The organism is uncultured Croceicoccus sp., assembly GCF_947496385.1.
In the GTDB taxonomy this organism is placed as follows: Bacteria; Pseudomonadota; Alphaproteobacteria; order Sphingomonadales; family Sphingomonadaceae; genus Croceicoccus.
The window spans coordinates 99,527-119,284 of record NZ_CANMCP010000006.1 but is presented as its reverse complement, the minus strand read 5'-3'; the positions used below and the strand labels follow the sequence as shown (position 1 = coordinate 119,284).

The 19,758-nt window shown below is 64.3% G+C and carries 13 protein-coding genes and 2 tRNA genes; 3 read left to right on the top strand and 12 right to left on the bottom strand.

Annotated elements, in window-relative coordinates; genetic code table 11:
• Window position 1 precedes the first annotated feature (1 nt).
• Window positions 2–3,529, top strand: a complete 3,528-nt coding sequence (locus Q0897_RS11065; RefSeq protein ID WP_299309517.1) for an error-prone DNA polymerase — start codon at window positions 2–4, stop codon at window positions 3,527–3,529.
• 2 nt (window positions 3,530–3,531) lie between these two features.
• Window positions 3,532–4,290 carry an extensin family protein gene (locus tag Q0897_RS11060; RefSeq protein WP_299309516.1) on the top strand — a complete coding sequence of 253 codons (759 nt, stop codon included), beginning with the start codon at window positions 3,532–3,534 and terminating at the stop codon, window positions 4,288–4,290.
• Window position 4,291: 1 nt separating this feature from the next.
• On the opposite strand, the gene phoB is transcribed toward Q0897_RS11060, so the two are convergent.
• The 7 genes from phoB to Q0897_RS11025 all read right to left on the bottom strand — a co-directional run bounded on the left by phoB (window position 4,292) and on the right by Q0897_RS11025 (window position 11,657).
• Window positions 4,292–4,981 (bottom strand): phosphate regulon transcriptional regulator PhoB, encoded by a 690-nt coding sequence (phoB, locus tag Q0897_RS11055; protein ID WP_299309515.1) that lies wholly within the window; start codon window positions 4,979–4,981, stop codon window positions 4,292–4,294.
• 81 nt (window positions 4,982–5,062) lie between these two features.
• Window positions 5,063–5,737: a phosphate signaling complex protein PhoU gene (gene phoU, locus Q0897_RS11050; RefSeq protein WP_299309514.1), complete on the bottom strand. Its 675-nt coding sequence runs from the start codon at window positions 5,735–5,737 to the stop codon at window positions 5,063–5,065.
• Window positions 5,734–6,480 (bottom strand): phosphate ABC transporter ATP-binding protein PstB, encoded by a 747-nt coding sequence (gene pstB, locus Q0897_RS11045; RefSeq protein ID WP_299309605.1) that lies wholly within the window; start codon window positions 6,478–6,480, stop codon window positions 5,734–5,736. Before pstB ends, phoU begins: the two co-directional genes overlap by 4 nt.
• A gap of 84 nt (window positions 6,481–6,564) precedes the next feature.
• Window positions 6,565–7,833 carry a phosphate ABC transporter permease PstA gene (pstA, locus tag Q0897_RS11040; RefSeq protein ID WP_299309513.1) on the bottom strand — a complete coding sequence of 423 codons (1,269 nt, stop codon included), beginning with the start codon at window positions 7,831–7,833 and terminating at the stop codon, window positions 6,565–6,567.
• Between the two features lie 7 nt (window positions 7,834–7,840).
• On the bottom strand, window positions 7,841–9,223 hold the full coding sequence (pstC, locus tag Q0897_RS11035; protein WP_299309512.1) for a phosphate ABC transporter permease subunit PstC: 1,383 nt from the start codon (window positions 9,221–9,223) through the stop codon (window positions 7,841–7,843).
• A 21-nt stretch (window positions 9,224–9,244) separates the two neighbouring features.
• A complete protein-coding gene (locus Q0897_RS11030; protein ID WP_299309511.1) occupies window positions 9,245–10,288 on the bottom strand; it encodes a substrate-binding domain-containing protein in 1,044 nt (347 codons plus the stop codon).
• A gap of 151 nt (window positions 10,289–10,439) precedes the next feature.
• Window positions 10,440–11,657: an ATP-binding protein gene (locus Q0897_RS11025; RefSeq protein ID WP_299309510.1), complete on the bottom strand. Its 1,218-nt coding sequence runs from the start codon at window positions 11,655–11,657 to the stop codon at window positions 10,440–10,442.
• A gap of 399 nt (window positions 11,658–12,056) precedes the next feature.
• On the opposite strand from Q0897_RS11025, the gene Q0897_RS11020 reads away from it, so the two are divergent.
• A complete protein-coding gene (locus tag Q0897_RS11020; protein WP_299309509.1) occupies window positions 12,057–15,002 on the top strand; it encodes a TonB-dependent receptor in 2,946 nt (981 codons plus the stop codon).
• A gap of 107 nt (window positions 15,003–15,109) precedes the next feature.
• Here Q0897_RS11020 and Q0897_RS11015 read toward each other — a convergent pair whose 3' ends face one another.
• The 5 genes from Q0897_RS11015 to recJ all read right to left on the bottom strand — a co-directional run bounded on the left by Q0897_RS11015 (window position 15,110) and on the right by recJ (window position 19,678).
• On the bottom strand, window positions 15,110–16,798 hold the full coding sequence (locus Q0897_RS11015; protein ID WP_299309508.1) for a putative 2OG-Fe(II) oxygenase: 1,689 nt from the start codon (window positions 16,796–16,798) through the stop codon (window positions 15,110–15,112).
• Window positions 16,780–17,424 (bottom strand): 2OG-Fe(II) oxygenase family protein, encoded by a 645-nt coding sequence (locus tag Q0897_RS11010; protein ID WP_366519927.1) that lies wholly within the window; start codon window positions 17,422–17,424, stop codon window positions 16,780–16,782. Before Q0897_RS11010 ends, Q0897_RS11015 begins: the two co-directional genes overlap by 19 nt.
• A gap of 177 nt (window positions 17,425–17,601) precedes the next feature.
• Window positions 17,602–17,676 (bottom strand) — tRNA-Glu (locus tag Q0897_RS11005).
• Between the two features lie 50 nt (window positions 17,677–17,726).
• Window positions 17,727–17,801 (bottom strand) — tRNA-Glu (locus tag Q0897_RS11000).
• An 80-nt stretch (window positions 17,802–17,881) separates the two neighbouring features.
• Complete coding sequence (gene recJ / locus Q0897_RS10995; RefSeq protein ID WP_299309506.1) at window positions 17,882–19,678, bottom strand: single-stranded-DNA-specific exonuclease RecJ; 1,797 nt, start codon at window positions 19,676–19,678, stop codon at window positions 17,882–17,884.
• Window positions 19,679–19,758: the final 80 nt, after the last annotated feature.

The window sequence follows — 19,758 nt, the reverse complement described above, 5'->3', positions numbered from 1 at the left end:
GATGCCCGATGCACCGCTGACCCCCGCCCGCCGCCGGATCGAAGGCGATCCCGACGGCTTTGACCCGCCACCCCGCGCGCCTTTCGTGGAGCTGGGGCTGATCAGCTGTTTCTCGTTCCTGCGCGGGGCTTCGGATGCGGTCGATCTGGTCGAGACCGCGCGGGCGCTGGGCTATGATGCGATGGGCATTGCCGACGTCAATTCGATGGCGGGCGTGGTGCGCATCCATACCGAGGCACGGACGGCGAAGCTGCGCCCCGTCATCGGTTGCCGCATCGAAACGGTGGAGGGGCTGGCCTTTCTCGCCTATCCCACCGACCGCGCCGCCTATGGCCGGTTGTGCCGCCTGATTTCCACCGGGCGGATGCAGACGCTGAGCGGTGAGTGGCAGGACAAGGGCGTGTGCGAGATCGATCTCGCCATGCTCGCGAACCATGCCGAGGGGGTGCAGCTGATCGCGGTGCCGCCGGCCGATCTTGCCACGCGGTTCACGATTTGCGCGCCGGGCAATGTCGTCGCCTTTCCCGGTGCCGAACAGCCCGTGGCCGATGGCCGCATGACGGGATGTTTCGAGACCTTGCTGCCCCATCTGTCCCGCATGTTGCCGAGCCTGCGCCATGTCGCGGCCAGCCTCGTCTATATCGGTGACGATTTGGCGCGGATCGCGCATCTCGACCGGATGGCGCACGCCCATGGCATGGCGATCCTCGCCACCAATGACGTGCATTATCATGCGCCCGGATGCCGCCCGCTTCAGGATGTGATGACCGCGATCCGGCACAAGACCACAGTGGCGAAGGCGGGCCATCTGCTGCACGCCAATGCGGAACGTTATCTCAAAGGGCCACAGGACATGGTCCGGCTGTTCCGCGACTGGCCCCATGCGATCGCGGCGGCGCGGGAGGTTGCCGATGCCTGCGATTTCAGCCTCGACGAATTGCGCTACGAATATCCGGAAGAGATCTATCCCGATGGGCAGACGCCGCAGGGCTATCTTGAGGCGCAGACGTGGGAGGGGGCAAAACGCCGCTATCCCAATGGCTTGCCGGACAGTATTCGTGCAACACTGGAACGCGAACTGGCGCTGATCGGGAAGCTCGACCTCGCGCGATATTTCCTGACCATCAAGGATATCGTCGATTTCGCACGCGGGCAGGAACCGCCGATCCTGTGTCAGGGGCGGGGCAGCGCGGCCAATTCGGCGGTGTGCTATTGCCTCGAAATCACCTCGGTCGATCCGGCGCGCCATGCGCTTTTGTTCGACCGCTTCATATCGGAGGAGCGCAAGGAGCCGCCCGATATCGACGTCGATTTCGAACACGAACGACGCGAGGAGGTGATCCAGCATATTTACAGGACATACGGGCGGCAGCGGGCCGGGCTGTGCGCGACGGTGATCCATTACCGCCCGCGCATGGCCATCCGCGAGGTGGGCAAGGCGATGGGCCTGTCGGAAGATGTGACATCCGCGCTCGCCGGGACGGTATGGGGCGGCATGGGCCGGGAAATCGGCGAGGCACACGCGGCGGAAACCGGGCTCGACATTACCGATCCACATTTACGGCGGATTTTGAAGATTACGCGGCAAATGATTGGAATGCCGCGCCATTTGTCGCAGCACGTTGGCGGTTTCATCCTGACCGAAGGGGCGCTGACCGAAACCGTGCCGATCGGCAATGGGGCGATGCCGGACCGCAGCTTCATCGAATGGGACAAGGACGATATCGAGGCGCTGGGCATCCTGAAAGTCGACGTCCTGGCGCTCGGCATGCTGACCTGCATTCGCAAATGCCTTGATCTGGTCGGCGATCATCATGGCCGCCGGATGACGCTGGCCACAGTTCCGCGCGAGGATGCCGAAACCTATGCCATGCTGCGCAAGGGCGACAGCCTCGGCGTGTTCCAGGTGGAAAGCCGGGCGCAGATGAACATGCTGCCGCGCCTGCGCCCGCGCGAATTCTACGACCTTGTGATTCAGGTCGCGATCGTGCGTCCCGGCCCGATTCAGGGGGACATGGTGCACCCCTATCTGAAACGCCGGCGCGGCGAGGAGGCGGTACAGATCCCGGCGCCCGGCCCCGCGCATGGCCCGCCCGACGAATTGTCCTCGATCCTCGCCCGGACGCTAGGCGTGCCGATCTTTCAGGAGCAGGCGATGAAGATCGCGCTCGACGCCGCGAAATTTTCCAGCGTCGAGGCGAACCGGCTGCGCAAGGCGATGGCGACGTTCCGTTCGCGCGGCATGGTCGACGAATTGCAGGACATGATGGTCGAACGCATGGTGGCACGCGGATACGACCGCGAATTCGCGCAGCGGTGCTTCAACCAGATCCGCGGTTTCGGCGAATATGGCTTTCCCGAAAGCCATGCGGCGAGCTTTGCGCATCTGGTCTATGTGTCGAGCTGGCTGAAATGCCATTATCCCGCCGCGTTTGCCTGCGCGCTGCTCAATTCGCAGCCGATGGGATTTTACGCGCCGGCACAGATCGTGCGCGATGCCGCCGAACATGGGGTGGAGATCCGGCCCGTGGACGTGAACCGGTCGCAATGGGACTGCACGCTGGAGCAGGCGGGGGAGCAGGCGGGGCGGGGGCGCATGGCGTTGCGCCTCGGCTTTCGTCAGGTGGACGGGTTCCCCGAACATGTCGCCGCGATGATGATCGATGCGCGCGATGCAGGCGGTGATTTCGCCGATGTCGCGGCCATTCGCGAACGATCCGGCATTCCCGTCGCGCATGTCGAGCGGCTTGCCAGTGCCGATGCGTTCGGGTCGCTGAACCTCGCGCGGCGGCAGGCGCTCTGGGATGCGCGCAGCCTGGTGTCCGCGCCGGCGCTGCCCTTGTTCGCCCATGCCGATGCGCGCGACGAAGGGGCGGAGGCCGTGCCCACCCGCCTGCCGTCGATGCCTATGTCGGAGGAGGTCGTCGCCGATTACCAGACGACGCGGCTTTCATTGAAAGCGCATCCGATGGCGTTTTTGCGGGCCGATCTGGCCGAGCGGGGTTTCGTGCGGGCCTGCGACCTGCGCGCGCGCAAGTTCCGCTCGATGATCCATATTGCGGGGGTGGTGCTGATCCGGCAGAGGCCGGGCAGCGCGAAGGGCGTGTGCTTCATCACGCTGGAGGATGAGACCGGTGTCGCAAATCTCGTCGTGTGGCCCGATTTCAAGGAGAAATATCGCAAGGTGGTGATGGGCGCGCGCTTGATGGAAGTGCGCGGGCGTGTCGAATATGACGACGACGTGGTCCATGTCATCGTGCAGCACATGGTGGATGCGACCCCGGCATTGATGGCGCTGTCCGACGACCTGATCCGTACCGATCTGGCCCGTGCCGACCATGTGAGCCACCCGTTGCCGGCGAAATTCGGCCCGCGCGACGAATTGCGGGAAGGGCGCGACGATCCTGCCCACCCGAAACCCCCGCTCGACCCGTGGCAGCCGCCGCCCGGCGACAATCGCGAATGCGGCTTTCGCGGCAGCCATCCGCGCAATGTCAGGATACTGCCGCGCTCTCGCGACTTTCATTGAGGATGGATGTCTTTTCGCGCCTGCCCGCCCGTTCGCTGTTCCGCATGGACCGTGTATTCATCGGCGTGATGATCCTTGCCGCACTGGCGCTGGCCGCGAATGGATGGATCGCGGCCCATCCGGAGCACGACCCGCGCGCGCCGCTGGCCTTGAACGGGCCGGCAGGGATGGCGACATCCCGCAAGCTGGCCGCGCTGCGCACCGATCCGGCGCTGTGCCGCGGCGCGCTGGAACGGGCGGAGATCGCGTTCGACGACCTTAACCCGGTGGGTGAGGGGGCATGTCGGCGCGACGACCGGCTGCGCGTTGTCCCGGCGCCGGAGCGCGGCCTTGCCTTTGCGCCGGCGCGTCCGGAAACGACCTGCGCGGTGCAGGCGGCAATGGCATGGTGGCTGGATAAAAGCGTACAGCCCATGGCGGAGGAATTGCTGAACAGCCGCGTCGCCCGGATCGAGCAACTCGGCACCTATAGCTGCCGCCGGGTCAATGGTGCCGACACCGGCCGGTGGAGCGAGCACGCCACGGGCAATGCCATCGACATCGCCGCATTCGTGCTGAACGATGGACGCCGCATATCGGTGCAGGGTGACTGGTGGACCGGCGCGGGCACGCCCGATGCCGAGGGCGCGTTCCTCGCCGCGGTGCGGGACGGGGCGTGCGACGCGTTCGGGACGGTCCTATCGCCCGATTACAATGCGTTGCACGCCGATCATTTTCACCTGGACCAGGCGCCGCGCGGCTTCGGCTCGTTCTGCCGGTAGGTCAGACCGCCTCGAACGCATAGCCCGCCGAACGCACCGTGCGGACCGGATCGGTGCTGTTCTCGATGGTCAGCCCCTTGCGCAGGCGGCGAATATGCACATCCACCGTGCGCAATTCGATGTCGCTGCCAGTGCCCCATACGGCGTCGAGCAATTGCACGCGAGAAAACACCCGCCCGGGATGCTCCATGAAGAATTTCAGCAGGCGAAATTCCGTCGGTCCCAGTTGCAGCGACTGTCCCCGCCGCGTAGCCCGATGGCTCGTCGCGTCGAGCCGGATGTCGCCAACCTCCAGCATCTCGCCGGCCAGGGCGGGCCGCACCCGGCGCAGCACCGCGCCAACGCGCGCAATGAGCTCACGCGGGGAAAACGGCTTGGTCAGATAATCGTCCGCGCCGGTTTCGAGACCGCGAATCCGGTCCTCCTCCGCATCGCGCGCGGTCAGCATGACGATCGGCACATGCGCCGTGCCCTTGCCTCGGCGCAGGCGGCGGCAGATCTCAATCCCGCTCGTCCCCTCCACCATCCAGTCGAGAATGACGAGATCGGGGGCCTGCTCCTCGGCCAGGAGCAGCGCCTCGTCGCCATCGGGGGTGGAGATGACCCTGTAGCCTTCGGCCTCGAACCGATATTGCAGCAACTCGGCGAGCGACAGATCGTCCTCGACGAGGAGAAGGCGGGGGGAGGGCACGTCTGAAACTCCTATATTCGCGAAACCGGCCACAGTCTCACACGCGCAACGTTACCGCCTTATGACAATTGCGACCGCGATTTAACGGCGATCCTCGTCGGGCGGGTAATCGCCTGTCGCGGCAAAGTGCACCATTTCGGCGACATTGGTCGCATGGTCGCCGACCCGCTCGATATTGCGCGCAACGAAAAGCAATTGGGCCGCGCTGCTGATCGTGGCGGGGTTTTCGACCATGTGCGTGACGAGATTGCGGAAGATGCTATCGTAGAACGCATCGACCTTTTCATCCATGGCGATGACCTCGCGGGCCAGAATGGGGTCGCGCGCGGCATAGGCGGTGAGCACGTCATGCACCATTTCGGTCGCGACCTCGCCCATCGCGGGCAGGAGGGTGAGCGGTTCGAAATGGCGGCGCCCCTCGATCTTGCCGACGCGTTTTGCGATATTTTTCGCATAATCGCCGATGCGTTCGACAACGCCCGCGATCTTAAGCGCGGCAATCACCTCGCGCAAATCGTCGGCCATGGGCGCGCGCAGGGCGATGATGCGCACGGCGAGCCGGTCCACCTCGGTTTCGAGCGCGTCGATCTCCTTGTCGCGCTTCACAACCTTTTCGGCGAGATCCTCGTCGCCGTTGACCATTGCATCCAATGCTTCCTGTACCGACAGCTCGGACAGGCCGCCCATCTCCGCGATCAGGCCGCGCAGCCGGGTGATGTCCTCTTCGAAAGCCTTGACCGTGTGTTCCATCGTCAACCGTACCGTCCGGTAATGTAATCCTTCGTCCGCTCTTCACGGGGATTGGTGAATATCGCGCTTGTCTTGTCGTATTCGACTAGATTGCCAAGGTGAAAAAAGGCTGTGCGCTGGGATACGCGTGCGGCCTGCTGCATCGAGTGGGTGACGATGACGATGGCATAATTGCCGCGAAGATCGTCGATCAGCTCCTCGATCCGGGCCGTGGCGATGGGGTCGAGCGCGGAACACGGCTCATCCATGAGAATCACCTCGGGATCAACCGCGATGGCGCGGGCAATGCAAAGCCGCTGCTGCTGCCCGCCCGAAAGCGCGGTGCCCGAATCGGTCAGCCTGTCCTTCACCTCGTCCCAGAGGCCCGCACGTTGGAGCGAGCGTTCGACGATCTCGTCCATCTCCGATTTGCCGGACGCCAGGCCGTGAATGCGCGGGCCATAGGCGATGTTTTCATAGATGGATTTCGGGAACGGATTGGGCTTTTGAAACACCATGCCGACGCGGGCGCGCAATTGCACGACATCCATTTTCGACCGGTAGATATCCTCCCCGTCTAGGAGGATTTCCCCGTCCACGCGCGCGGCCGCGATGGTGTCGTTCATGCGGTTGAGGCTGCGCAAGAAGGTCGACTTGCCGCAGCCCGACGGCCCGATGAACGCCGTGACATAGCGGGTGTGAATGTCGATCGACACGTTATCGATCGCTTTCTTCTCGCCATAATAGACCGACACGTCGCGCGCCGACATTTTCGCAGGGCCGGCGTCGGCGAAGGGATTGTCCGCGTCCTCGCCATGCGTTTCGTCGAGTTTCTGATCCGTCATTTTCAACACTCACCAGCGCCTTTCGAAGCGATTGCGCAGATAGATGGCCAGCCCGTTCATCAATAGCAGGAAAACGAGCAGCACGATGATCGCCGCCGAGGTCCGTTCGACGAAACCGCGATTGATTTCGTCGGACCACAGGAAAATCTGCACCGGCAATACGCTGGACGGTGAAGTAAAGCCATCCGGCGGCGTTGCGACGAACGCGCGCATCCCGATCATGAGCAGCGGCGCCGTTTCGCCCAGTGCGCGGGCCATGCCGATGATCGTGCCGGTCAGAATGCCGGGCAGGGCGAGGGGGAGCACATGGTGGAACACCACCTGCACCTTTGACGCGCCGATGGCGAGTGCGCCGTCGCGAATCGACGGGGGCACGGCCTTGATCGCGTTGCGGCCCGAAATCACGATGACCGGCATCGTCATCAACGCCAGCGTCATGCCGCCAATGAGGGGCGCCGAACGATAATTGGGAAAGATCGCCAGGAACACGGCGAGGCCGAGCAGGCCGAAGATGATCGACGGCACCGCGGCGAGGTTGTTGATCGATACCTCGATAATGTCGGTCCACTTGTTCCGCGGGGCGTATTCCTCGAGGTAAAGCGCCGACAGCACGCCGATGGGAAAGGCGAGTGCCAGCGTCACCACCATGGTGAGCAGCGACCCCTTGAGCGCGCCCCAGATGCCCGCCTGCTGCGAATTGGTGGCATCGGCTCGGGACAGGAAGCCCCAGTCGACCGCGCGATAGAGTGCGCCCTCGGCCTCGAGCCGGTCGGCGAGCGCGCGCATCTGCGGTGCGCCTTCGCCGCGCAGGCCGGAGGCGAGATCCTCGCTCACGGGCACGGACACGGTCTGCTCCCCGCGGAGCATTGCGGGGTCTGCGATCAGCTGATCGGCGAGGTTGCGCCATGCCGCGGCATCGAGTTCGTCCGCCGCTTCCGGTCCATAGGCTTCGGTCGCGGAAAACTGCAGGATGTCGGCAAGGCCCGCCGATTCCAGCGCGGATTGCGCGCCCGGCTGCGAAAGCCGCGTTTCGTCGATGGTCAGCCCCGCGCCGGAAAAATCGACCGGCACGCGCATTTCCGCGCGCGAAAACCCGGCGATCCCGTTCGACGTCATCACGAAAAGCAGGAACGCCAGCACGAGCGCGGAAAAGATCACCGAACCCATGGCCAGGTATTTGAACCGCTTTTCCGCGGCATAGCGTTTCTTCAGCCGGGCCGCGATGCGGGCGTTGCGCGCCTCGCGCTGTGCATCGACGCTGGTGGTGGTCTCGCTCATGGCAGGCTCACTCATACGCTTCGCGGTAACGTTTCACCACGCGCAGCGCGATGAAATTGAGGATCAGGGTCACGGTGAACAGCACCATGCCCAATGCAAAGGCCGACAGCGTCGCGGGGTGGTCGAAACTTCCCTCGCCGGTCAGCATGGCGACGATCTGATACGTCACGGTGGTCATGCTTTCGAACGGATTGCCGGTCAGGTTCGCGGCGGCGCCGGCGGCCATCACGACGATCATCGTTTCGCCGATCGCCCGGCTCACGGCGAGCATCACGCCCGCCACGATGCCCGGAAGCGCCGCGGGGATCAGCACCTTGCGGATTGTTTCCGATTTCGTTGCGCCCATCGCCAGGCTGCCGTCGCGCATCGAGGAGGGCACGGCGGCGATGGAATCGTCTGCCATCGAGGATACGAACGGGATGATCATCACGCCCATGACGAGGCCGGCGGCAATCGCGCTCTCGCTGCTGGCATTGGAAATGCCGATCGCGCGGGCCCAGTCGCGGATGACCGGCGCCACGGTCAGCGCCGCGAAATAGCCGTAGACGACCGTCGGCACGCCGGCGAGGATTTCCAGCATCGGCTTCATCACGCGGCGCAGGCGGTCGTTCGCATATTGGGTGAGGTAGATCGCGCTGAACAGGCCGAGCGGGATCGCGACCAGCATGGCGATGATCGCACCGATGTAGATCGTGCCCCAGAACAGCGGGAGTGCGCCGTAATCCTCGCCGGAGGTATAGGCGGGATCGCCCATCGGATTGGGCGACCATTGCGTGCCGAACAGAAAATCGATCGGCGACACCATGCCGAAAAACCGCACGGTTTCGAACAATAGCGAGACGAGAATGCCCAGCGTCGTCAAGATCGCGACCAGCGAGGCCAGCAGCAGCGCCAGCATCACCGTGCGCTCCACCCGCGTGCGGGCGGTAAAGTCGGGCTTCACCCGCAGGAACGACCATACCCCCGCGGCAAAGCCGATGAGCAGCGTCACCACGATCCCGATGATGCCATAGCGGGTCAGCGCGTCACGGGCCGGCTCGACCAGCGGCTGCGCGAGCGGGTTGAACACGCCCTGCGCATTGCCGCGCGCGACGGCCATGGCCTCCGCGATGATGCTGTCGCGGGTCATGCCGAATTCGGGCAGCGCGCCCGCCGCCGGATGCGAGGTGACGGCCTGCATCACGAGCTGCGGGCTGATGATGGCCCATACGGTCGCGAACAGGACGGCGGGGACGAAGACCCACAGGCCCACGTACCACGCATGGTACGACGGCAGCGAATGCAGCCGCCCAGGCGTGGACGCGGCCATGGCCCAGGCGCGCGAACGCGCCGCCAGCCACCCGACCAGACCCAGGCCGAGAGCGAGAAGGACGAAGATGGCTGGAGACATGACGGCGGGTCTATATCCGTATTATTTCAGAACCGAGGCATCGAGCGGCGTGAGGTTCTTTGCCGTGTCGGCGGTCCGCGCCTGCACCGCATCCGACGATGCGATCATGCCCCGACCGGTCAGCATGCCGTCACGGCCCCAGTTCTCGATCCAAGTCTGGATATATTCCTTGAGCCCCGGAACCGCGTCCATGTGCTGTTTCTTGACATAGAGATAGAGCGGGCGCGCGCCGGGATAGGCGTTGCTGGCGATGTTTTCGTAAGTCGGCTCCACCCCGCCGAGCGGCTGTCCGTGCAGGCGCTGTGCGTTTTCCTCGAGGAAGCTGTAGCCGAAGACGCCGACGGCCTGCGGATTGGCGACGAGCTTCTGCACGATGAGATTGTCGTTCTCGCCCTGCTCGACGAACTTGCCGTCCTTGCGGACCTCGGTGCAGACGGCTTCGTATTCTTCCTCGTTGCTGTCCTTGAGCGCGGCGGTCGCGTCGTCGGTCTTGCACCCGGCGGTCATGATCAGCTCGGCGAGCGCATCGCGCGTGCCGGAAGACGGCGGCGGGCCGTAGACCAGGATCGGCTGATTCGGGGAGGCGGGATTGATGTCGTTCCAGTTCTGCGCGGTATTTTCCTCGCCGAACGGGCGGGCCGCGACCGCCTGGTAGAATTCGCGCGGGGTGAGGTCGAGCTTCAGCCCGTCGGCCGCCGATGCGATGGCGATCCCGTCCATGCCGACTTCGAGTTCGACGATATCGGTCACGCCATTGTTCTGGCAGGTTTCGAATTCGGACGCCTTCATCCGGCGCGACGCATTCGCGATGTCCGGGTGCGCGACGCCGACGCCGGCGCAGAACAGGTTGATGCCGCCGCCCGTGCCGGTCGATTCGATGATCGGCGAGGGATATTGCGGATAGCTGCGGGCGAATTCCTCGGCTGCCGCCTTTGCAAACGGATACACGGTGGACGATCCAACAGCCTTGATCTGCTCCCGCGAGGAAGACTGCGCCCCGCCGCATGCGGCAAGCGCGACCGTGCCCAGCAGGACGGGCAGGCTCTTGAACAGGATATTCGTCATCGATTCGATTCCTTGCATGCAATTTTCAAAGGCCGGAACACCGGACATTTTCGCGCGTTTTGTTACAGCCGTGACGCGCCATGCGCGGTCCCCATGACAGCTTTATGACAGTGACTCAACCGCGGGCGCGCAAGGAGCGTGGCGCGAAGGTCTACGCAGGGTGGCGATCGGGGGCATCATCGCCGGCATCGCCCTGTAACGGAAGGCGGACGGTAATCGCGGTCCCTTCGCCCAGACGGCTGCGAATGTCGAGCCGGCCGCGATGGCGTTCGACGATATGCTTCACGATCGCAAGGCCGAGCCCCGTGCCGCCCACGGCCCGGCTGCGGCCAGGATCGGTTCGGTAGAAGCGCCGGGTGAGATGCGGCAGGTGTTCCGCCGCGATGCCCGGACCGCGGTCAGTCACCACCATCTCGGCCTGATCGCTGTCGAGGCGGGATAGCAAAATGGTCACCGGCGCGTCCTCCGCCCCGTATTTCAGCCCGTTGTCGACGAGGTTGCGCAAGAGCTGGTCGACCTGTTGCCGGTCGCCGCGCACGGGCAGCGGAGCGTCCGTATCCTCGAGCCGGATGCGATGCTCGCCATGGAGGGCGGCAATGCCCGACGCCACCGTGCGCGCCATGTCGCCGAGGTCGAAGATGGCAGGCGGCAATTCGTGCTTTTCCGCCTCGATCCGCGAAAGCGACATCAGATCCTCGACCAGCGCCTGCAATCTCTTGCTTTCGCGCAGGATGGTGCGGTGAAAACGAAGGCTGGTCTCCGGCCCGATGCGCGCGCCGCCCTCCGCCTCGATCAGGGTTTCGGCATAGCCGATGATGGAGGCGAGGGGGGTGCGCAGCTCGTGGCTGGCATTGGCGACGAAATCGGTGTGGGCGCGGCTGATATCCGCCTCCGCCGTGCGGTTGACCAGCTCGACCATCGTGGAGGTCGCGTCGATGGGGAGCAGCGACACGTGCCAAATGCTGCGCGAACCGGTGAGGCCGCGCACGATCGCCTGTCCGCCGCCCTCGCGGTCGAGCAGGCGGACCGCCTCGGGATGGCGAAGCGCGACGCGGGCGTCCTGCTGCACGATATGGGCGCCCAGCACTTCGCGCGCGGCGGCATTGGCAAGGATGATGCGCCCGCCCTCGATCACGAGATAGGGCAGGCCCAGCGGTTCGAGGAAATCGCGCAGCCGGTCGGTCTGGAACAGGGCGTTGGGCGGGGGCGGCGCCTGCGCATCGCTTTCCCGCGGGGTGAGGAACAGCGAGGCCGCCCATATGGTGAGCACGGCAAGGCCGAGCCAGAAATCACCGGCAAGGACCATGATCGCGATCCCGCCGACAAAGGCTAGAATCAGGCCCGGCAAAGGCAGGGGGCGGTGTTGCATTGAAAAGTGCCTTGGCCTCTCGACTTTGGTCAGCCCGGACGCACGGGCGATAAAACGCGTGCCGACGAAATCCGGCGGCATTCAAGCGTGGTGCCATGCCCGCTTTAGGGAGAGAGCGAGAGCGATGCCATCGCCAATTCCCGATCATGCACATTCCACATGGCACGGAGCGCATCAAATGCGATTCGACCGAATCGCGACTGTGTTTTGATTGCAACAGATACTTTTAAAATGTTGCACCTGCGTTGCTCGCATCTTGTTTCGGCATGCTTAGGCCCCGATAGGTCCGTCAATCTTGGCCGGGAAAGTAGGGCGTCACGTGTCGACCCGCTGGGCAGGAGATTCTTCATGAGCTTGCCGATCATCGGCGGCTGAGGACCACTTAGGGGATTTTCCATCGTGAAATTCAAAACCAATTCCATGCTGAAGGCGAGCAGCAGCCTGCGCGCTGCCGCTCTGGTCGGCGCGACCTCGCTGCTGGCCGTGGCAAGCCCGGCGTTCGCGCAGGCCGACATGGACGAGCCCGGCGTCGGCTCGCCGTCCAATTCCTATGACGAGCAGGTCGGTCAGCCGATCGTCGTGACTGGTTCGCGCATCGCGCGACGCAATCTCGAGACTGCGGCCCCCGTCGCCGTCGTCAACGAGGAAGAGTTCGAACTGTCCGGCTCGGTCAACGTCGAATCCGTCATCAACGCGCTGCCGCAGGTCGTTCCCGGCCTCAACGGCAACTCGAACAACCCGGGCAATGGTGCCGCCACGCTGAACCTTCGTGGTCTGGGCGAAACCCGCACGATGGTGCTGGTCAACGGTCGCCGCTGGATGTTCTACGATACCTCGCAAATCGTCGACTTGAACACCATCCCGCAGTTCCTGATTCAGAACGTCGATGTCGTGACCGGCGGCGCCTCGGCCGTTTACGGTTCGGACGCGCTGGCTGGCGTCGTCAACTTCAAGCTGCGTGACGATCTCGACGGCATCCTGCTCGGCGGGCAGAGCTCGATCACCGAGCGTGGCGACGGTCACCGCTACAACATCGACATCGCGCTCGGTTCCGACCTTGCCGACGGTCGCGGTAACGTCACCGTTTGGGGTTCGTACAACCGCCGCAAGGAAATCTTCCAGGATCAGCGTGCGTTCTCGCGCTTTGCAGCCGTCGACGGCTGTATCGTTCCCGGGTCCATCGACGGCGACACCGGCATCAGCGACCAGACCGTTCCGTTCAGCTCGTCCGCAGGTCAGACCTGCGTCGGCCAGGGCGGCGTCATCGGTCCGGTTGCCGGCGGTTCGTCGGGCGTTCCCACGACCTATGTCGACGCGCTGGGCGCACAGTTCGCGAACAGCGGCGGCACGCTCGTCGATTATTCGCCGTTCAACTACGCACCGTTCAACTACCTGCAGCTTCCGCAGGAACGTTACATGCTCGGCGGCTACGGTCATTATGACATCGCCGATGGCATGACCGCGTACACCGAACTGTCCTATGTCAATTCGAACGTGCCGCAGGAACTGGCCCCGACGCCGGCGTTCCTGACCGTCGACCTCGACGTCGACAGCCCGTTCTTCGACCAGTCGGTTCAGAACCAGCTTGCCGCGCTCGACACCGATGGTGACGGTTTCGTCAGCTCGCAGGTGCGTCGCCGCCTTCTGGAACTCGGCTCGCGTAACTCGAACGACGACCGTAATGCGTTCCGCGTTCTGGGCGGTCTGCGCGGCGAATTCTCGCCGGCATGGGGCTATGACGCCTATTACATGTATTCGCGGACCCGCAATTCGCAGATCCAGTCGGGCAATGCGTCGATCAGCCGCTTTACCCAGGCTCTGCGGACCGAGTTCGACGATGATGGCAATCTCGTCTGCACCAATCCGGCGAACGGCTGTGTGCCGCTCAACATCTTCGGCCTGAACACGATTTCGGACGAAGCGGCAGACTTCATCCGCATCGGTGCGCAGAACACCGAAATCTCGTCGCTGCAGGTTGCCAACGCGACCATCAATGGCGAGCTTTTCGAGCTTCAGGGCGGCGCACTGGGCGTGGCCTTCGGTGCCGAATATCGCAAGGTTTCGTCGGAATACATTCCCGACACCTTCCTTGCATCGGGCGACGTAACGGGCTTCAACGCCGGTCTGCCGACCGAGGGCAGCTATGACGTGAAGGAGCTCTTTGGCGAACTTTACGTGCCGCTGATCAACGGTGGCTTCATCGACCGTCTCGAGCTGACCGGCGCTGTGCGTTATTCCGACTACTCGCTCGGTGCAGTGGGCGGCGTGTGGACCTATGCCGGCGGCGTGACGCTTGCTCCGATCCGCGACATCACCCTGCGTGGTCAGTATCAGCGTGCCGTCCGTGCGCCCAACGTCGACGAATTGTTCGGCGGTGCGTCGCAGGGCTTCCCGCCCGCTACCGACCCGTGCTCGAGCCGTAGCACGAACCAGAGCGACGCCGTGCGCGATCTCTGCATCGCGACGGGCGTGCCTGCCGATGCGGTCTTTACCGATGCGGTTCAGCTGAACTCGCAGATCGAAGGCCAGTTCGGCGGCAACCCGAACCTCGAAGAAGAAACGGCCGATACGTTCACCGCCGGTGTCGTGCTGCAGCCCTCCTTCATCCCGCGTCTCGCCATCACCGTCGACTATTTCGACATCAAGGTCGAGAACCTCATCTCGACCCTGGGTGGCGGTCTGAACAACGCCCTGTCGCTGTGCTACAACACGGTGCAGGACGTCTCGAGCGAGTATTGCCAGGCCATCAACCGTTTCGACGATGGCAGCATCAACTTCGTCGAGATCCTGAATGCCAACATCTCGGAACTGACCACCTCGGGCGTCGACCTCGAAGTCAGCTACGCGACGCCTGTCGGCTTCAGCATGTTCGGCGCGGGTGAGAGCGACCTGTCGTTCTACTTCCTCGGCACCTGGACGGACGAGAACACCTTCACCCCGGTGTCGGATCTCCCCGATCAGACCGAGCAGTGCGCGGGCTACTACGGCTCGACCTGCGGCACGCTTCAGCCCGAGTACAAGTTCTCGAGCCGCGTGACGCTTTCGGATGGCCCCGCAACGATCAGCCTGCGTGGCCGCTATGTCGGCGAAGCCGAGGACGATCAGCTGCGTGACGGCGTGGATGCGGCATCGCTCGCGATTCCGCGTCTGAAAGAAACCTTCTACCTCGATCTCGCCACCTCGTTCGAGGTTCTGGAAAACAAGGTCATCACCTTCGGCGTGAACAACCTTCTCGACCAGCAGCCCCGTCTGACCGGCGATTCGCAGCAGCAGGCGAATACCTACCCGACCGTCTATGACGTTCTGGGCCGGGACTTCTTCGTCTCGTTCAAGGCGGAATTCTGATCCCACCGGATCGGATCCGATCGAATGGATAGGGCGGTGGCACTCAGGTGCCGCCGCCCTTTTTCATTCCAGGTTTGAAACGCCCGAAAAGCGCATCCGATTTTTGTTCAGCGGGGTACGACGTCGAAGGCCACGGTCATACGCTGGCCGCCTTCAAAAGGTCGCGTGCCGTGATAAAGCGTGCTGGGGAAGAGAACGAGATGCGCGCGCCGTGGTTCGACCATGCGCTCCGGCGGCAGGTTCAGCCGCAGGTCGCGCGGCGGTCTTCCAAGTTCGAGCCATCCGGCGCGATCCATCCCGTCCGTGTCGGGAAGCTCCAGATGGATTGCGGAGGACACGCATCCCTTCGGATGAATATGCGCGGCATGAAAGCCAGAGGCATTCAGACGGACCGACCAGGATCCATCGGTTCGCCAGGGTGTGTCACGCAATCGAAGCAGGGGGTGCCGGTCATCGCGATCGGGCAGCGCCGCGCGATAGCAATCCAGCGCCTCCATGACGGAGCGGTGAAGCCTTATGATCTCAGGCGTCGAGCGGGCGAAAAGCCGCCCGCGCGTCTGGCTACCGCCCCGCACCGATTGGCCGAGAGGCAGGGAGGACCGTTCGTGAAGCGCATGGAGAACCGCGCATACCGTTCGTAGCGATTGCGGTTCGAGGGGGAGGGGAAGTCGCTGCACCAGCGTATCCTGACCATGCAGCCATTCCAGCTGGCTATCCCCTGACAGACGCCAGCAAATCGAACGAAGCGCCCATGCGCCTATATCGAAAGGGCGTTCGTCCAGAACGCGCATCAGGAGGGCTTCCGCCTGTTCAGGATCGCCCAGTCGTATCCAGTGACGCGCTTCGTGAAGGTCGCGCGTGGCATTTCGCTCTGGCAACTCGGCAAAAATTGCACCCCCGCGCGCGTCGTCGCCCGCCTCGCCAGCGTGAACCGCCTCCAGCAAGGCAAAGCGCGGGTCGCCGGGAAAATCACGTCGTGCGTTGGCCGCGACATCCGCTGCCTCGGCAAAGCGGTCCAGCCCTGCCAATTGCCGCGCCCACTCCAGTCGTATCGCAGCATCGTCCGGCGCGCGAAGTGCCGCCTCATGGTAAGGCGCGGTAAAATCGTCATCGCCGCGCGCAAGACGCAATTGCGCCGTTTGGGAAAGCGCATCGGTCCAGCGCGGAGCGGCTGCGTTCAAACGCTCCGAGAGGGCGAGCGCATCGTCATTCCGGCCGGTAATTTCGAGAGCCTGCGCATATCCGAGCAAGAGTTCCGGGTCGTTTGCGTTCAAGCGCAGCGCCGCTTCGTATCGCGCGACCACATCGTCATCCGCCCGTTCGAGGGCGATCCGCGCCCGTCCGTGCATCGCTCGCGCATGATCCGGCTGTAATGACAGTGCCCCGTCGTAGCTTTCCGCCGCATCGTCGAGGAGGGAAAGCGCGCGTTCGACATGACCCCGCGTCGCAAAATAGCGCGCATCGCGTTGCGCACTGAACTCGAAACCGGAAAGCGATGCCAGCGCTTCGTCATGATGGCCGAAGCGATGAAGCGCGATGGCGAAATTGGTGGCATATTCGATGGAATCCGGCGCCAGTCGAAAAGCCTTGCGATACCATGCCAGCGCATTTTCGCGCCGGTCGAGCCGGAGCGCCAACCCGCCCGCACTATTCAAGAGCGCGGCGTGATCGCCCGCCAATTCCACCGCGCGGACCATCATCTGCATCGCGGTATCGCCGTCCCCGGCACGTTCCGCCGCGAGCGCCTGTTCCCGCAGGCTCGCCAGATCCGCGGCCTTCACCGGTCGCGTGCCCATCCCGTGATCGCGAAACGCCCGGCGGGCGCGAAGGGGGGGACATAAGCCACCGCGTGACGTTGTGGCACGAGGAAGAGATTAAGCGCGTTGAAGCGCGGCTTCCATCCCGCGACGATGTCTCCATCCTCGTCGTGAAAGTTCAGATACCCCCCCCATTCCGGGCGCCAGTCGGCATCCGCGAAATTGAGGACATAGGCAACGCGCCACCCTTCGGCCACGTGGCTGTCGTCGTGTGTGGCGAGGAAATGGTTTGGTCCGTAAAACGTGGCCTGCGCGTCGGCCTTCTTCAACGCGTCGATGCCGGTTACATCGCGGAGAAGTCCAAGATATTCCTGCGTATTGAGATGTTCGAGCAGGATGTCCTGCGCACTTCCCTCGGCCCATTTTTCGCGATAGGCATCGAGCATGGGATAGCTGCAAAAGCGGAAAGCGTAATCTTCTCCCCGGCTCGCAGCGGCCTTGTGCGTGCTTTCCATCATGGTCTGCAGACGGCCGCGATGCTCTGGATCGCGCAATTGGTCCGCACGCATCAGCTTCGGTCCATCGCTCCCTGCCTGCCAGGCGAGACCCCAGGGGGTCGCCGATTGGAGCACGTGGCGAATTTCGCGCGCGCTTTCGTCGGTCAATACGTTGCGAATTTGTACACGGCTGTCCTGCGCAAAGCGGCGGGCCAGCGCGATCCGATCAATATCCGGGTTCAGCTTAAAAAGCGATTTGAGCACACGTTTCTCGCTACAGCCGCATATCCCGCGATGCAAGGTGTCGGAGAAGACCGGGCGATCGTTCGAAGCGACGCACCGCAGTGGTGACCCCTACGGGAATCGAACCCGTGTTTCAGCCGTGAGAGGGCCGCGTCCTAACCGCTAGACGAAGGGGCCTTGCCGACCGGCGGCAGGGCCGCGAGGGGTCGGGAATATCTGTGCACCGGTGGTGACCCCTACGGGAATCGAACCCGTGTTTCAGCCGTGAAAGGGCCGCGTCCTAACCGCTAGACGAAGGGGCCACGTCCGGTGCAGGCCGCGCAATTACGAAGGATGAGCCGGGCGGTCAAGGGTGAATTGCGAGGAAACGCAATTTTCTTTTCTAACCCGCCCAGGCCGCATCCTCGACATGCAATTCGACCGCGGGAACGCGGCCCCAATCGTCGATTTTCGCCCGCCCGGCGAGCCAGACCCTGCGCCCGGCAGAGCCGTGAAGCAGGGCCTGCCCAAGTTCGGTTTCCTCGGCGCGAAAGGCGATGCCCTTGAAGCGGGCGCCGTCCTGTCCGGCCGCGATGATGCGCACGTGGCCGTTGCCCACGACATCGGCCTTCACCAGCCTCACCGGCCCGACCGCGACCCGGGGAGAGGGCCAGCCGACGCCGTAAGGGCCCGCGCTTTCGAGCGTATCGACAAGCGCGGGCTGCAATCCGCCCGGTGCGAGCGAGAGGTCGATCGTCGTCGTTAGCGAGGTGCGCGCGCGCTCCACCTCGCGGGACAGCCGCTCGTCGAGGAAATCACGGAACGCGTCCAGCTTCTCCGCCGCGATGGTCAGCCCCGCCGCCATCGCATGGCCGCCGCCCTGCATGACAAGCCCTGCATCGCGCGCGGCGATGACCGCGGCGCCGATATCGACGCCCGGAATCGACCGGCCCGAACCCTTGCCGATCAGCGCGCCCTCGTCGTCGTCCTGCATCGCGATGATGAGCGCGGGCCGGCCCGCCTTTTCCTTGATGCGGCCCGCGACAATCCCGATCACGCCGGGATGCCAGCCATGCCCCGCGATCACGACCACGGCGCGATTATGCTGCGCGGCGAGCTGCTGCTCCGCGGCCTCCTGCACCTCGGCCTCGACCCCGCGCCGTTCTTCGTTCAGCGCGTCGAGCCGGTCGGCGATCTCGGCAGCCTCTTCCGGATCTTCGGTGGTCAGCAGGCGCACGCCCAGCGTGGATTCGCCGATGCGGCCCGCAGCATTGATCCGCGGGCCGAGCGCGAAGCCGAGATCGCTGCACACCGGCGCACGTTTCAACCGGCTCGCGTCGATGAGCGCGGACAGCCCGACATTCTGCCGCCGTGCCATGATCTTCAGCCCCTGCGCCACGAAGGCCCGGTTCAATCCGTGCAGCGCCGCCACATCGGCCACCGTGCCCAGCGCCACGAGGTCGAGCAGCGCCATGAGATCGGGTTCCGCGCGGTCGGCGAAATAGCCGCGCGCACGCAATTTGCGCACCAGCGCGACCGAGAGGAGGAACGCGACCCCGACCGCGGCGAGGTGCCCGTGCGCCGCCGCCTCGTCGCATTCGTCGAGCCGGTTCGGGTTCACCAGCGCGGCTGCGCGGGGCAGGACGCTGCTGCATTTGTGGTGATCGACGACGATGACATCGACGCCCGCATCGTGCGCCATGTCGAGCGCCTCATACGCCATTGCGCCGCAATCGACAGTGACGACAAGGCTGCTGCCCTGCTCGCCGAGCCGGACCAGCGCCTCGCCCGACGGGCCGTATCCTTCGAGCAGGCGATCGGGGATGTAATGCCCCGGATCGGCGCCGAGCATCCGCAGCACCCGGATCATCAGCGCCGCGCTGGTCGCGCCATCGACATCGTAATCGCCGTAGATCGTCATCGCCTCGCGTGCGAGCACCGCCTGCGCCAGCCGGTCCGCCGCGTTTTCCATGTCGGCGAAGATCGACGGGTCGGGAAGGAACCCGCGCATCGTCGGCGAGCGGTGGCGGTCCATATCTTCCACCGAGACACCGCGCGATAACAGCAGCTGTGTCACCAGCTCCGCAGAGCCTGCCTCGTCCGCGGCGGCGCAATCGACATTGCCCCCGCGCCACCGCCATGCCCGGCCGGAAAGAGAGTGTTCGACGCCGCACACGTAACCATTGGTAAGTATTGCCATGCCATGGGATTACAGCAATGCCGGTGCGAGCGAAATCGTGCTATGGCCGGACGGGATAAATTATTGTCCTTCCGCCGGCG